The 14,654-nt window shown below is 65.5% G+C and carries 12 protein-coding genes; 7 read left to right on the forward strand and 5 right to left on the reverse strand.

What is annotated here, in order from left to right; translation table 11 throughout:
* Positions 1-41 precede the first annotated feature (41 nt).
* The 3 genes from ABDB84_RS07905 (at position 42) to ABDB84_RS07915 (ending at position 2,452) form a co-directional block, all read left to right on the forward strand.
* Positions 42-515 carry an Lrp/AsnC family transcriptional regulator gene (locus ABDB84_RS07905; RefSeq protein ID WP_345919169.1) on the forward strand — a complete coding sequence of 158 codons (474 nt, stop codon included), beginning with the start codon at positions 42-44 and terminating at the stop codon, positions 513-515.
* Between the two features lie 82 nt (positions 516-597).
* Positions 598-1,212 carry a YitT family protein gene (locus ABDB84_RS07910; RefSeq protein ID WP_345919170.1) on the forward strand — a complete coding sequence of 205 codons (615 nt, stop codon included), beginning with the start codon at positions 598-600 and terminating at the stop codon, positions 1,210-1,212.
* 43 nt (positions 1,213-1,255) lie between these two features.
* The gene (locus tag ABDB84_RS07915; protein WP_345919171.1) at positions 1,256-2,452 is read left to right on the forward strand and encodes an amino acid aminotransferase; all 1,197 of its coding nucleotides are present in this window, start codon (positions 1,256-1,258) and stop codon (positions 2,450-2,452) included.
* On the opposite strand, the gene ABDB84_RS07920 is transcribed toward ABDB84_RS07915, so the two are convergent.
* Complete coding sequence (locus tag ABDB84_RS07920) at positions 2,453-3,358, reverse strand: LysR family transcriptional regulator (protein WP_345919172.1); 906 nt, start codon at positions 3,356-3,358, stop codon at positions 2,453-2,455.
* A 107-nt stretch (positions 3,359-3,465) separates the two neighbouring features.
* On the opposite strand from ABDB84_RS07920, the gene ABDB84_RS07925 reads away from it, so the two are divergent.
* Together ABDB84_RS07925 and ABDB84_RS07930 are read left to right on the forward strand one after the other, a co-directional pair.
* Positions 3,466-4,572, forward strand: a complete 1,107-nt coding sequence (locus tag ABDB84_RS07925) for an NADH:flavin oxidoreductase/NADH oxidase (protein ID WP_345919173.1) — start codon at positions 3,466-3,468, stop codon at positions 4,570-4,572.
* A 25-nt stretch (positions 4,573-4,597) separates the two neighbouring features.
* The gene (locus ABDB84_RS07930; protein ID WP_345919174.1) at positions 4,598-5,626 is read left to right on the forward strand and encodes a zinc-binding alcohol dehydrogenase family protein; all 1,029 of its coding nucleotides are present in this window, start codon (positions 4,598-4,600) and stop codon (positions 5,624-5,626) included.
* Here the strand turns inward: ABDB84_RS07930 and ygiD are convergent.
* Positions 5,623-6,513, reverse strand: coding sequence for a 4,5-DOPA-extradiol-dioxygenase (gene ygiD / locus ABDB84_RS07935; RefSeq protein WP_345919175.1), 891 nt, complete (start codon positions 6,511-6,513; stop codon positions 5,623-5,625). The two genes, ABDB84_RS07930 and ygiD, sit on opposite strands and share 4 nt — an antisense overlap.
* 176 nt (positions 6,514-6,689) lie before the next feature.
* Between ygiD and ABDB84_RS07940 the strand changes: the two genes are divergently transcribed.
* Together ABDB84_RS07940 and ABDB84_RS07945 are read left to right on the forward strand one after the other, a co-directional pair.
* Positions 6,690-8,120 carry a TldD/PmbA family protein gene (locus ABDB84_RS07940; RefSeq protein ID WP_345919176.1) on the forward strand — a complete coding sequence of 477 codons (1,431 nt, stop codon included), beginning with the start codon at positions 6,690-6,692 and terminating at the stop codon, positions 8,118-8,120.
* Entirely contained in the window at positions 8,117-9,433 is a 1,317-nt protein-coding gene (locus ABDB84_RS07945) for a TldD/PmbA family protein (RefSeq protein WP_345919177.1), read from the forward strand. The genes ABDB84_RS07940 and ABDB84_RS07945 overlap by 4 nt, the downstream gene beginning before the upstream one ends.
* Positions 9,434-9,442: 9 nt before the next feature.
* On the opposite strand, the gene ABDB84_RS07950 is transcribed toward ABDB84_RS07945, so the two are convergent.
* From ABDB84_RS07950 to ABDB84_RS07960, 3 genes are all read right to left on the reverse strand, one after another.
* Positions 9,443-10,933 carry a sensor domain-containing diguanylate cyclase gene (locus ABDB84_RS07950; protein WP_345919178.1) on the reverse strand — a complete coding sequence of 497 codons (1,491 nt, stop codon included), beginning with the start codon at positions 10,931-10,933 and terminating at the stop codon, positions 9,443-9,445.
* 146 nt (positions 10,934-11,079) lie between these two features.
* Complete coding sequence (locus ABDB84_RS07955) at positions 11,080-13,107, reverse strand: helicase-related protein (protein WP_345919179.1); 2,028 nt, start codon at positions 13,105-13,107, stop codon at positions 11,080-11,082.
* Between the two features lie 70 nt (positions 13,108-13,177).
* Positions 13,178-14,548, reverse strand: a complete 1,371-nt coding sequence (locus ABDB84_RS07960; protein ID WP_345919180.1) for a sensor domain-containing diguanylate cyclase — start codon at positions 14,546-14,548, stop codon at positions 13,178-13,180.
* Positions 14,549-14,654 lie beyond the last annotated feature (106 nt).

The raw sequence follows: 14,654 nt of genomic DNA on the forward strand, positions 1-14,654 counted from the left end.
CTCCCGCGCCAAGTCCTTTTGACGATGAAAGCCATTCAAACATGAGCACTTCCCTCGACGACAATGATCGCAAGATGCTGGATCTGTTGCGCCAGAACGGCCGCCTCAGCAACCAGGAACTGGCTGATCTGATCGGCCTCTCGGCCTCGCAGTGCTCGCGTAAACGCATTGCGCTGGAGCAGGCCGGGCTGATTCTCGGCTACCACGCCCAGCTTTCGCCCGAAGGCGATGGCGCGCCGGTGATGGGCGTCGTCGAAGTACGCATGCTCAGCCACACGCCGGAGGCGGTCGAGCTGTTCTACGACTTCGTGCGCAAGGCCGACGCGATCCGCGATGTGCTCAAGCTCACCGGCGAGTACGACTATCTGCTCAAGGTGGCGGTGCCGGATCTGGCGGCGCTGAGCCAGCTGATCAATGCCTTGTCGGCCCTGCGCAATTGCGTCAGCCACCTGCGGACTTCGGTGGTGCTCGAACGCATCAAGGAATCCGGTGTGGTGATTACGTCTCGCGCGTAATGGTCGTTTATTTGAGATTTATGCTTGATTCGTGCTTTTTAAATACTAAAATTGCACGACAATTTCTAATTGGCTTGATTTGATGACGACGCTGAGCATGCCCGAACGTATTCCCCACAGTCAGTTCGAAGACTTGCTGGCCTTGCTGATCGGCACCCTGGTGGTGTCCTTTGGCGCCAGCCTGCTCAAACAGGCTGGCGCGCTGACTGGCGGCATGGCCGGGGTCGCCTTCCTGATCCATTACGCAACCGGCATCAAGTTCGGTTACGCCTTCTTCCTGCTCAACGTCCCGTTCTACTGGCTGGCCTTCTTGCGCATGGGCAAGGTCTTCGTCTTCAAGACTTTCTGCGCGGTGGCCCTGGTGTCGGTGTTTACCGAGCTGCATCCGCGCTTCATCGACATCTCGCACATCAATCCCTTCTACGCCGCGATCTTTGCCAATGCGGTGATGGGCCTGGGCTTCATCGTGCTGTTCCGCCACAAGGCCAGCCTCGGCGGCATTAACATCCTCGCCCTGTACCTGCAGGAGCGATACAACATCCGCGCCGGCAAGGTGATGATGGGTGTGGATGTGCTGATCGTGCTCAGCTCGCTGTTCCTGGTCAGCTTGCCGCTGCTGGCGGCCTCGATCTGCGGCGCGGTGGTGCTCAACCTGATCATCGCCATGAATCACCGCCCCAACCGTTACCTCGCCTGAGCGCGCCGCGTTGCAGGCCAGCCAACTTTTTTCAGGATTTGCCATGTTCCAGCATATCGACGCCTACGCCGGCGACCCCATCCTGTCGCTGATGGAGCGCTTCAAGACCGATCCGCGCGCCGACAAGGTCAATCTCTCCATCGGCCTTTACTACGATGCCCAGGGCGTGATTCCGCAGCTCGACGCCGTGCAGCAAGCCTATGGCCGCATCGAGGGACGGCGCGCGGTGCCCAGCCTCTATCTGCCGATGGAGGGCATGAAGGCTTATCGCGAGCGCATCCAGCAACTCTTGTTTGGTGCCGACAGCGCCGCCGTGCAGGCCGGCCGCGTGGCGACGATCCAGACCCTCGGCGGCTCGGGCGCACTCAAGGTGGGCGCGGACTTCCTCCGGCGCTATTTCCCGCAGGCCGAAGTCTGGGTCTCGGACCCGACCTGGGATAACCACGTCGCGATCTTCGAAGGCGCCGGTTTCAAGGTGCACAGCTATCCCTACTTTGATCCGCAAACCCTGGGCGTGGCCTTCGACGCCATGCTCGACAAGCTTGCCAGCCTGCCCGCGCAGAGCGTCGTGCTGCTGCATCCCTGCTGCCACAATCCGACCGGCTCTGATCTGACGCCGGCGCAGTGGGATCAGCTCATCGAAGTGCTGCGCGCCCGCACGCTGATTCCCTTCCTCGACATCGCCTACCAGGGCTTTGGCGCGGGCATTGATGAGGACGCCTACGCGATCCGCGCGCTGGCCGCCGCCGGCCTGCCTTTCCTGGTCGCCAATTCCTTCTCCAAGATCTTCTCGCTCTACGGTGAGCGTGTCGGCGGCCTGTCGGTCGTCTGTCACGATGCGGCCCAGGCCGATCTCGTTCTGGGCCAGCTCAAAGCCACGGTGCGCCGCAATTACTCCAGCCCGCCGATGCTGGGCGCCGAGCTGGTCAGCGCGGTGCTGGGCGATGCCGTGCTCAAGCAGGGCTGGCTGGGCGAGGTCGACACCATGCGCACGCGCATCATCAGCATGCGCCAGACCTTGCGCGACGCCCTGGGCCAGACCTTGCCGGATCGCAACTTCGATTACCTCGTCACGCAGCGCGGCATGTTCAGCTACACCGGCCTCAGCCCCGCGCAGGTCGACCGTCTGCGCGAGGAGTTCGGCATCTACCTGGTGCGCAGTGGTCGCATCTGCGTGGCCGGCCTCAACACCGCCAATATCGACCGCGTGGCCGAGGCCTTTGCACGCGTGATGGCCTGATCAACCGATTAGCGCTGCGCAGCGCGCTTCGATGAAGTCGCGCAGCAAGCTGACCGCCGGGCTGAGCAGGCGGCGGTCGGCGCACATCAGGTAGAGCGGGGCGGCTTCGCCCTGCCAGTCGGGGCAGAGCTGCTGCAGGCGGCCGGCAGCCAGATCCTGTGCGATATCCAGATGCGACTTGAAGGCGATGCCATGGCCGGCCACGGCCCAGCGTCGCACGATGTCGCCATCGTTGGAGACATGGCCGACGCGTACCCGCACATTCAGCAGCTCACCGGCCCGCTCGAACTGCCAGCGGTCGTGCAGTTCGCTGTCGCTGCCGATCATGAAGCACAGACAGTCGTGATCCTTGAGCGCTTGCGGATGCTGCGGCTCGGCATGCCGGGCGAGGTAGGCCGGCGCGGCGCAGAGCACGCGGCGATTGCCACTGGCCAGCGGCAGGGCGATCAGGTTCGAGTCCGGCGGCTCGCCGTAGCGCACCGCCAGATCCAGCGGCTGGCGATAGAGGTCGGCCATGCGGTCGGAGAGGTGCAGGCGGAAGCGCGTGTCGGGATAGGCGGCGTGGAATTCGTCGAGCCAGGGCAGCAGCAGGTTGCGGCCCAGATCCGAGGGCGCAGCAATCTGCAGCGTGCCACGGATCTGCGCCCGTCCGGTGGCCAGCTCATCGACGCCGTCACGTAGCGCCGCCAGCGCGATGCGGCAATGGCTGAGGAAGCGCTCGCCTTCGCGGGTCAGGCGCAGGCTGCGCGTGGAGCGCACGAAAAGCGGCGCCTGCAGCTCAGCTTCCAGACGTTTGAGCGCCGCGCTGGCCGCCGCAGGGGTGATGTTCAGCGCGCGTGCGGTGGCGGACAGACTGCCGCTATCGACGGTACGAACATAGATTTCCAGGTCTTGTAGCGCTTTCATTTTCAAAATATTTTTGAATATGTATTCAATTTTGCGCTGGTTTATTTGTTCCTGGAATAGATGGATGATGGCAGCACTGTCCGACTCACCCTGAATGGAGTTCCCGCATGTCCTCGCAAAGCCGCGCCCATCTGTTCACCCCGCTGACCCTGCGCAGCATCAGCCTGCCCAATCGCATCGCCGTCTCGCCGATGTGCATGTATTCCTCGCAAGACGGCTTCGCCACCGACTGGCACTTCGTACACCTGGGTAGCCGTGCTGCCGGCGGCGCAGGGCTGATCATCACTGAAGCGGCGGCGGTGAGCCCGGAGGGGCGCATCAGCCCGCAGGATCTGGGGCTGTGGAAAGACGAGCAGATCGCCGGGCTGGCGCGCATTACCGATTTCATCCGTGCCCAGGGCAGCTATTCGGCGATCCAGCTGGCGCACGCGGGGCGCAAGGCCAGCACTTTCGCGCCGGGCACCGGTTCCGGCGCCGTGTTGCCCGAGGCTGGTGGCTGGCAGACCGTAGCGCCCTCGGCCGTTCGCTTCTCCGACAGCTATTCCCTGCCTCTGGCGCTGGACGCGGCCGGTATCCGCAAAGTGATCGATGATTTCGCCGCCGCGACCCGTCGCGCTGCGCAGGCCGGTTTCGATGTGGTCGAAGTGCATGCCGCCCACGGTTATCTGCTGCACCAGTTCCTCTCGCCGCTGGCCAATCAGCGCGCCGACGAATACGGCGGCAGCTTCGAGAACCGTATCCGCCTGACCCTGCAAGTGACCGAGGCGGTGCGCGCCGCCTGGCCGGCCGAGCTGCCGCTGCTGGTGCGCCTGTCGGCGACCGACTGGGCCGAAGGCGGCTGGACACCGGACGAGACGGTGGCGCTGGCCAGCCGCCTCAAGGCGCTGGGCGTCGATCTCATCGATGTGTCGACCGGCGGCATGTTGCCGGCGCCGAGCATTCCCATCGGCCCCGGCTACCAGGCCGAATTCGCCGCTCGCGTGCGCCATGAAGCGGGCATCGCCAGCAGCGCCGTGGGCCTGATCACCGTGGCGGCGCAGGCCGACCATGTCGTGCGCAGCGGCCAGGCCGATCTGGTCATGCTGGCCCGCGAGCTGTTGCGCGACCCCTACTGGCCGCTGCACGCGGCGCACGAACTGGGGCAGGCAACAGCCTGGCCGACGCAATATCTGCGCGCCGCTCCGGCCGGCAGCACGGCACAGCGCGCGCGCTGAATTCAATTCATCGAGGAGTCATGACATGAAAGCCATTGGCTACACCAGTGAACAATTTGCCTTACCCATTGAAAACGCCGCCGCCTTGATCGACGTCGAGCTGCCTGCCCCGCAGGCAAGCGGGCGCGATCTGCTGGTCCAGGTGCAGGCCATCGCGGTCAATCCGGTCGACACCAAGGTGCGCAAGAGCGCCAATCCGCCTGCGGGCGAGACCAAGGTGCTCGGCTGGGATGCGGTCGGCGTCGTGCAGGCGGTCGGGCCGGAAGCAACGCTGTTCAAGCCCGGTGACCGCGTCTGGTATGCCGGCTCGATCACCCGGCCAGGCGCTAACGCGCAGCTGCATCTGGTCGATGAGCGCATTGTCGGTCACGCGCCCAGCTCGCTCGGCAATGCCGAAGCGGCGGCGCTGCCGCTGACAGGGCTGACCGCCTGGGAACTGCTGTTCGACCGTCTTGAAGTGGCGCGTGGCGCGCAGAGCGATGACGCCATCCTCATCGTCGGCGCGGCCGGCGGCGTGGGTTCCATCCTCGTGCAGCTGGCGCGTCAGCTCACCGGTCTGACCGTCATCGGCACCGCCTCGCGTCCCGAGACGCAGGCCTGGGTGCGCGAGCTTGGCGCGCATGACGTCATCGATCACAGCCTGCCGCTGAGTGCAGAGCTCAAGCGCATCGGCATCCCGCAGGTGCGCTACGTGGTCAGCCTGACGCAAACCGATCAGCACATCGCCGAGATCGTCGAGTGCCTGGCGCCGCAGGGGCGCTTCGGCCTCATCGACGACCCGGCGCCCTTCGACATCAAGCTGCTCAAGCGCAAGGCGATCTCGCTGCACTGGGAGCTGATGTTCACGCGTGCCATCTTCCAGACGCCAGACATCATCGCCCAGCACCACATCCTCGATCAGCTCGCCGCGCTGGTCGATGCCGGCCAGATCCGCACAACGCTCGGCGAGCACTTTGGCGTGATCAACGCCGCCAATCTGCGCCGCGCCCACGCCTTGCTGGAGTCAGGCAAGGCGCGCGGCAAGATCGTGCTGGAAGACTGGGGCCTCAATTAGCCGAACTGGAAGCAGCGCATGCTCAGTGTGCCGCTGTGAAAGCCGCTGAACACAGTCTTCGCGGCTTCGTCCGGCGCGGCCGCGCCCAGCGCATAGAGCATCGGAAAGTAGTGGTCGGGCGTCGCCACCGCCGTGGCGGCACCGGGCAGGCTGCTGTAGTCGAGCAGGCGTTTGTCATCGCGCGCTTGCAAGGCTTGTGCGAAGGCATCGTCGAAAGCCTGCGCCCAGGGTTGGCCAGCTTTGTCTGATTCCGGGCGGCCGCGCATGGTGGCGCGCAGGTTGTGCACGACATTGCCGCTGCCGATGATCATCACGCCACGATCCCGCAGGGCCGACAGCTCGCGGCCGACGGCATGGTGAAAAGCTGGCGGCTTGGCGTAATCGATGGACAGCTGGAACACCGGCACGTCGGCCTGCGGGTAGAGCTGGTGCAGTACCGTCCAGGTACCGTGATCAAGCCCCCAGTCCCGCGTGGGCTGTACGCGTGCACTGCGCACCAGCGCCGCCGCTTCGCGTGCCAGGGCCGGCGCGCCAGGGGCGGGATATTGCATGGTGTTCAGCGCAGCCGGAAAGCCGCTGAAATCGTGAATCGTTTCCGGCCGTTCATGGACCAGCACGCCTGTCGCGCCGGGTGTCAGCCAGTGTGCCGAGACCACCAGCATCGCCTGCGGGCGCGGCAGGGATTTACCCAGGGCTTGCAGGCTGCGTGTGAAGCGATTGTCCTGGATCGCGTTCATCGGGCTGCCATGGCCGATGAACAGAACCGGCGCACGCGCAGTGGCGGCCTTGCTTGAAGTTGCTGCCAAGGCGCCGAGACTGTGCAGGGCCGCCAGGCTGCCGCCACTGATCAGGAAACGGCGGCGTGCGGATGAGGTGTTGTGCGTCATTGCGAAGTGTGTGGGAAGATTTGCCCGTCTGACTGCGCCACCCCAGTGATGGTTCCGGTATCAACAAGATCAGTGCGTGTCGCGGGTTTGCGGGGCCACGAGGCGCTGCGGGACATCTTGCCACGCCAGGCCTCCGCTGGCTTACCATGCAGCTTCCTGCATCAGCGTAGCGCATCGTGGACGACATACGCCTTCTCTTCAAACAGCTTGCCCCCGCCGTCGACTTCTGTTCGCTGCGCCTGCTCGATGAGCGCAGTGAGCGCACTTCGGTGCGTCAGAACGTCTTGCAGCCTTTGAGTACCAGCCTCGACCACGGCGCGATGATCACGGTGATTCATCGCGGCGGTTATGGGTATGCCGCGACCAGCGATCTCAGCGCGGCCGGGCTCAAGGCGGCGATGGCCAAAGCGCAGGACTGGGCGGCGGCGAGTGCCGGGCGCTCGGTGGTGGATTACAGCCGCATCGCGCTGCCGCGTCCGCAAGGGCGTTATGCGAGTCCGCGCAGCGGCGCCGTGCAGCCCTCGCGGCGCGAGATCATCGACATCCTGATGGCTGAGTCGGCGGCCTGTCCGATTGATGCGCGCATCGTGGACTGGTCGGCCTCGCTGTGGACCATCAGCAGTGAGCAGCTTTATCTGACTGCCGATGGCGCCGAGCTTGAGCAGCGCTTCCGCTACGTGATGCCCGATCTGTCGGTCAGCGCCAATGCCGGCAGCCAGACGCAGACGCGCAGCTTCGCCGGTGGCGGATTATGCCGTCAGGGTGATCTGGCCCTGCTGCGTGACAGCGGCTTCATCGGCTGTGCGCCGGGCGTGGCGCGCGAGGCCTTGGCCCTGCTCGAAGCGCCGAATTGCCCGAGCGGGCGCATGGATCTGCTGCTGATGCCGGCGCAGATGATGCTGCAGATTCACGAGTCGATTGGTCACCCGCTGGAGCTCGATCGCATTCTCGGCGACGAGCGCAACTTTGCCGGCACCAGCTTCGTCACCCTCGACATGTTCGGTCACTACCCGTACGGCTCGTCGCTGCTCAATGTGAGCTTCGATCCGACGCGCCCCGAGCAGTTTGCCAGCTATGGCTGGGACGACGACGGCAGTCCGGCCGAGAAGGTCTTCGTGATTCGCGACGGCATCCTGCAGCGCCCGCTGGGCGGTGCCATCTCGCAGGCGCGCGCGGGCATCGCCGGGGCGGCGAGCGCGCGCGCCAGCGGCTGGAACCGGCCGCCGCTGGACCGCATGTCCAATCTCAACGTCGAGCCGGGCGAGAGCACGCTTGAAGCGATGATTGCCTCGGTCGAACGCGGCGTGCTGATGGATGCCAATATGTCCTGGTCGATCGATGATTCGCGCAACAAGTTCCAGTTCGGCTGCGAGTACGGGCGACTCATCGAGAACGGCGAGCTGACGCAGGTGGTGCGCAATCCGAATTACCGAGGCATCTCGGCGACTTTCTGGCGTTCGCTGCGCGCGGTGGGCAATGCTGACAGCGTGGCGGTGATGGGCACGCCTTTCTGCGGCAAGGCCGAGCCCTCGCAGATCATCCGCGTCGGCCATGCTTCGCCGGCGTGTTTGTTCAGCGATGTCGAAGTGTTCGGGGCGGAGGCATGATGCAAGCGTGGTTCTATTCACTCGCCGAGCAGATCAGTGCCGGCATCCGGGCCGGGGAACACTTCACCTGCTGGCTCAGCGCCGAGTCCTCTGACTTCGTGCGCTTCAATCATGGACTGATCCGCCAGAGCGGTCATGTGCAGCAGCGCTACCTGACCCTCAAGCTGATCATTGGCCAGCGTCAGGCGCAGGGCGAGCTGAGCCTGAGCGGCCTGCGCGGCGAGGATATGGCGCTGATCGCCCAGCTGCTCGACGCCTTGCGCGCCCAGATCTTCGATCTGCCCGAGGATCCGCATCTGCTGCTGGCGACGGCGCCGCAGTCGAGCGAGCGCATCGTGGCCTCCAGCCTGCCGGCGACGCGCGAGATCGTCGATGAAGTGCTCAGCGTGGCGGCTGGCTACGACTTCGTCGGCATCCTGGCCAGCGGGCCGGTGTATCGCGGCTTCGCCAATTCATGGGGGCAGCGCAACTGGCACGAAGTGGCCAGCTTCAATCTCGACTGGAGCCTCTACCACGCGGCCGACAAGGCGGTGAAAAGCAGCTACGCAGGCTTTGCCTGGGATGCCGCCGCCTTCCGCGACAAGTTCGCCGAGGCGGCGCGTCAGCTGGCCCTGCTGCAGCGTCCGGCGGTGAGCATTGCGGCCGGGCCCAGCCGCGTCTTCCTCACGCCGACCGCGCTGGCCGAGATCATCGGCATGCTGAGCTGGGGCGGCGTGTCGGAGAAGTCCCTGCGCACCAAGCAGAGTTCGCTGCGGCGCATGCGCGACGAAGGCCTGCAACTGAATTCCGCTGTGTCGATCAGCGAGCACACGGCGGGCGGGCTGGCGCCCAGCTTCCAGGCCGAGGGCTTCATCAAGGCGGCGCGGGTCGAGCTGATCACCCAGGGCCAGCTCACCGGCTCGCTGATCTCGCCGCGCACGGCGCGCGAGTATGGCCTCGCCACCAATGGCGACGAAACGCTGGCCAGCATCGAGATGGCGGCCGGCAGTCTGCCGCAGGCCGACGCCCTGCGCGCGCTCGACACGGGTGTGTGGATCAGCAATCTCTGGTATCTCAACTACTCGGATCGCGCCAGCTGCCGCATGACCGGCATGACGCGCTTTGCCAGTTTCCGCGTCGAGCATGGCGAGATCGTTGCGCCGCTCAATGTGATGCGTTTTGACGAATCGCTCTACCGCATGCTCGGGGACAACTTGCTGGCCCTCACGCAGGAGCGCGAACTGCTCATCGACGGCATGAGCTACGGCCAGCGCAGCACCGACAGCAGCCTGCTGCCCGGCGCCTTGGTGGAGGATTTCCGCTTCGTGCTCTAGCCTGTTGGTCTAGCCTGTTGCAGTGGCCAGCATGCTGTTGTTGCGCCCGGCGTTCTTGGCGGCGTAGAGCGCCTTGTCGGCGCAGGCCACCAGCTGGTCGAGGCTTTGCCCGCTCTGCCACTGTGCGATGCCGCAGCTGAGGGTGACCGGGATCAGCAGGCCCTCGACCTCGAAGGGGTGTTCGGCCAGGTGGGTGCGCAGGCGTTCGGCGAGTTTCAGTGCCTCCGGCGCACTGCTCGCCGGCAGCAAGGTAGCGAACTCCTCACCGCCCCAGCGACAGGGCACGTCTTCGGCGCGCAGCAGCTGGCGCATGCGCTGCGCCAGCTCGCGCAGCACCGCATCGCCGATGGTATGGCCGTGCAGGTCGTTGATGTTCTTGAAGTAATCCAGGTCGAAGAGGATCAGTGACAAGGCTTCGTGGTGGCGTTCGGCATAGCTCATCATGCGCGCCGCGTCGTCGGTGAAGCGGCGCCGGTTGGGCAGGCCGGTCAGCATGTCCTCGTTGGCGATGCGCGCCAGCTCGCGCTCGGCGACTTTCCAGCGGGTGATGTTGAAATGCGCGCCGACGATCACCGGTGTGCCGTCGATGTCGGTGCAGCGGCGCTTGATCACCTTGCGGAAGCGCTCCTCGCCGCTGGGGTGGATGAAATACTGCTCCTTGTCGATTTCGGCGCCGGCCAGCACCTCGATGTCTTCTTCCGGCGTGCCCTTGGCCAGCGCCGGGTTGAAGGCCAGCTGGTGCGCGATCTTGCCGATCAGATCGGCCTTGCTCCGGCCGCGTTCATGTGCGAAGGCTTCGTTGACGAGCAGAAAGGCGCCGTTTTTGTCCTTGATGTACAGCGGGTCGGGGATCACGTCGATCAGGCGCTGGACGAAGTCCTGGGTGCGCTCGCGCAGCTGTGTCTGGCGCTGCAGGGCTTCTTGCAGCGCGCGTTCGGTCTGCCGCCAGTGGGTGGTGTCAAACAGCGCGCAGACGATGGCATAGCTGCCGTCCGGGCTTTCGCAGCGGCCCTTGGTGACGACGCGGAACTGCTCTTCGCCGGTTGCTGCGTGGCGCTTTTCCTCTTCCTTGTAGACGCGTTCGCCGCGCAGCACGGCGGCATCCTCGGCGCGGATCTTGTCGGCCACCGTTGCGTTGGGCGCCAGATCGATCGAACAGACGCCGATCAGGCTCTCGCGGGGCTTGCCCCATTGCTCGGCCTGGGCACGGTTGATCAGCAGGTAGCGGCTGTGGGCGTCCTTGACGTAGATCGGCATCGGCACTACGTCGAGAATGCGCTGAATGAAGTCGCGCGTGGCTTGGTGCTGGTGGCGCTCGTCATTCACCTTGGTGTGCAGCGTGCGCGCTTGCTGGCGCAAGCGCAGGCAAGCCATTGCTGCACTGCCCAGGGCACCGGCAGGCAGGGCGAGCCAGGCCAGATCGCTGAGCAACAGGACCAGGCTGCCGGCGGTCAGCCCGCACAGTGCGGTGAATAAAGCTCCCAGCAGCGCCTCGCGCATGCCCGTCCCTTGTGTTGTTGGTCTTGAAAGCCTGCCGACATCGCCGGGCGGCTGCAGTGATCCGGGAACCGGAGCCTGGGGCCAGCCTGCCCGCTGGATGCATTGTGCATCAAGCGGGCCGGTTTATGCACCTGCCCCCGCCGGGTTCAGCGCACGCTGCGCCGGGTGCGCAGGTGGCCACCGCGTGGCGGCGTGTGGCGGTGTTTGCCGCCAAAGCGATCATCACGTGCCGTGGCGCGGTTCTGGCTGTGGTTTTGCGCGGCGAGCATGCGGTCCACGCGCTCCGAGGTCTCGCGGGCGATGGCGACGGCGGCCTCGGCATCGGGAAAGTACTCCGGCAGGCGGTAGCCCAGCCAGGCGTAGGCCGAGTACTTCTTGCAGGCGTCTTCGGCCGCTTGCAGCGGAAACTTGCTGCGCTCGAAGACTTCCAGATCGGCGCTGAGGTAACAGCTGCGCTGATTGGCGACATTGCGCGCCCAGTTCTGCCAGGCCTCGTTGAGCACCGCCACACGGCTGGAGATCGGCACCAGGGAAAAGGTGAAGCGCTGCGCCAGGCTCAGCCGCAAGCTGTCGAGCCAGCGCGCGCGCTCGATCTGTTCGAGCAGGTTGCCGGGCAGGAAGAAGTCGTCGGAGAGGTCGATATTGCGCGAGAACAGTTCGAGCAGCTTGGCCAATGCTGTCTCGCCCGTGGCGCGTGCGATGCGCTCGATCTGGTCCAGCGAGGGGGTGACGAAGAAGCCTCGGCGCGGCAGCGGCTCGGGCTGGATCTTCATCAGGCGTGCGATGCTGCGATGGGTGTGCTCGTCAAAGCCGGCGACATGGCCGGCCTCGTGGATGCCGAAGCGGCCGGCGCGGCCGGCGATCTGGTGGGTCAGCCAGGGCGGCAGCAGGTCTTCCGAGATACCGTCGTATTTCTTCGCGGTAGTGAATACCACGCGGCGGATCGGCAGGTTGAGGCCCATGCCGATTGCATCGGTGGCGACCACCACATCGGCCTCGCCATCGCGGAAACGCTGCGCCTGGGCGCGGCGCACTTCGGGCGAGAGATTGCCGTAGAGGGTGGCGACCTTGAGCCCGATCTTGCTGATCTGCGCCGCCCACTCCAGCACTTCGCGGCGCGAGAAAGCGATCACCGCATCGCCGCGCTGCAGATGCTTGAGCTGGCCGACCGGCTGCGCTTCCATGCCCAGCGGCGATTTGCGCTGCAAGCTGATGATCTCCAGCGGGCAGTCGAGGCGTTCGGCCAGCGCTTCGACGGCTGGCTGCGCACTCGGCGCGCCGAGCAGGTACACGGTTTTGGCCGGCACACCGCAGACCGCCGCAGTCCATGCCGAGCCGCGTTCGAGGTCTTCGAGCATCTGGATTTCATCGATCACTGCGATGTCGATGGCGCGCGTGGTGTCGAGCATTTCGATGGTGCTGGCGACGTGGGTGGCGCCCTCGGTGAGGCGGCGCTCCTCGCCGGTGACCAGGCTCACCTTCACCTCCTGTTCGAGCAGGCGTTCGTAGTTTTCCAGCGCCAGCAGGCGTAGCGGTGCCAGATAGACGCCGCTGCGCGCTTGCGCGAGCGCTGCCATCGCCTGGTGCGTCTTGCCCGAATTGGTCGGGCCGAGGATGGCGATGAAACGCCGCCGCATGCCCTCGGCCAGATCGAAGGTTTCGGGGTAGCGCGCCAGACGCACCGAGGCCCGCGCCGCCTCGGCATGCGTCTCGCTGCGCTTGCGCAGGATCGCATTGTTCAGCCGGTCTTCGACCACCTGGAAGCGCCGGCTGGCCAGCTCGCGGCCGCTCTGCAGGGCGCCGAGGAAGTCCTGCGCGTCGAGTCCGGCGGCGCGGGCGCGGCGCAGCACGGTGCTGACGAACTGGCCGATCTCGGCATGCAGTGCTTCGCGCGTGGCCGGGTTCAGGCGCTCCTGCACCAGGGCCAGCCGCTGTGCCGCATCGAGTTTGCGCCACTTGGTGATGCGCGCCAGCACGCCTTGATCAGGCACCAGGCGAAATGCAATCGGCGTTTCACTTGGCTGCGCGGCCTCAAGTTCGCCCGTCACTTCGATCGCGACGGCTTCGTTGCTGTGGATCAGGCGTGCGCCAAAGCGGGCAAGGTAACTGGCGAGTTCGGCGTTGATGTCGTCGCCGCTGGTGGCGGTGTGACGGTCTGGTGATGGATTTGGCAAAGCGGCTTTCTGCTGGTTTTCTTCAGGCCAAAGTATGCAGCATGCGCGGTCCTGCTGCAGCAAGGCCGCGTCAGGGCGCCAGCAGCTCGGTGTAGCGGGTGACACAGTTGCGGCCGCGGCGCTTGGATTCATACAGCGCCAGATCGGCGCTGCGGATCAGCTGGTCGGCTGTCTTGCCATGTTCGGGAAAGGCGGCCAGGCCGAAGGAGGCGGTGACCTTGATGGTTTCTGCATGGCAGGGCATCGGGCTGTCGGCTAGCTGCAGGCGCCAGGCTTCGGTACGCTGGCCGGCGTGCGCCAGCGACATGCCCGGCAGCACGACGAGGAATTCCTCGCCGCCGTAACGGCAGACCACGTCGCTCTCGCGCGAGAGCGATTGCAACAGCCTGGCCACCTCTTTGAGCACGGCATCACCGCCGCTGTGGCCGTGCTGGTCATTGATGTCCTTGAAGTGGTCCAGGTCGATCAGCACCAGGGTCAGGGGCTGACCCAGGCGTGCGGCGCGTGCGAGGTCGCGGCTCAGGGTGTCGTGCAGGTAATGGCGGTTGTAGAGCCCGGTCAGCGCATCGCGCACGGCCTGTTCCCACAGTCGCGCTTGCAGGGCGGAGATTTCTTCGAGCTGGGCGGTGAGCTGGCGATTGGCCTCTTCGAGCATGGCCTGATCGCGGCGCCGCTCTTCGATATTGCGGGTGACGCCGACAAAGCCGGTGATGCGCCCCTCGGCGTCGAGGATGCGTGTCGACACCGTCTCGGCCCAGAACACGCTGCCATCGCGGCGCAGTTCCGGCGCTTCGAAGCAGATGCTCGGCGCGATGGTTTCACCGCGTGCGAGTTTCTCCTCGCGGACGCGGATCACCTCGGCGAGGATGGCCTTGCCTTCGGGGGGATAGACATCGAGCACCGAAGTGCCGATCACTTCTTCGCGCTTGAAACCGCGCATCCGCTCGTCAGCCTGGCTGATGAAGGTAAAGCGCATCTGCGCATCGAGCTGCCAGACCACATCGGCACTGTTCTCGGTGAGGAAGCGGTAGAGCGCTTCACTCTCCTGCAGCTGGGCCTGGGTCTGGCGCTGCGGGGTGATGTCCTGCACGAAGACAGCCACCCGCGTGGCGTGGCCGCTGTGGTCGAGCACCGGCGCAATGCTGTGGCGGAAATGGCGAGCATTGCGTTCGTCTTCGAGTGTTTGCGGCTGCGCCGTGCGCAGCACCTGTTCGATCACCGCGGTGCGCGCACTGGCGACCGCTTCGTCGAACAGCGTCATGATGTTGCTGCCGATCATGACTTCGGGCGGCAGACCAAAATGCTGCAGACCACGCTGGTTCATGGCCAGTACGCGCATCTGCGCGTCGAGTAGGAAGGCGAGGCCGGTCGCGGCATCGAGCAGTGCTTGCAGGTCGGGACTGACGGAAAACTCGGGCGTTGTCGGGTGCGGGTCGTTCATCGAAAGCGGTGTCGGGCTGACGCACTCCGGGGCGGAGAGGAGCAACTAGTATCGCACGTGCATGTCCTGCCTCCATTCAGGGTATGCCCGGGCCATGCTGGCGCAG

Source organism: Uliginosibacterium sediminicola (assembly GCF_039631295.1).
GTDB classification, from domain to species: Bacteria; Pseudomonadota; Gammaproteobacteria; order Burkholderiales; family Rhodocyclaceae; genus Viridibacterium; species Viridibacterium sediminicola.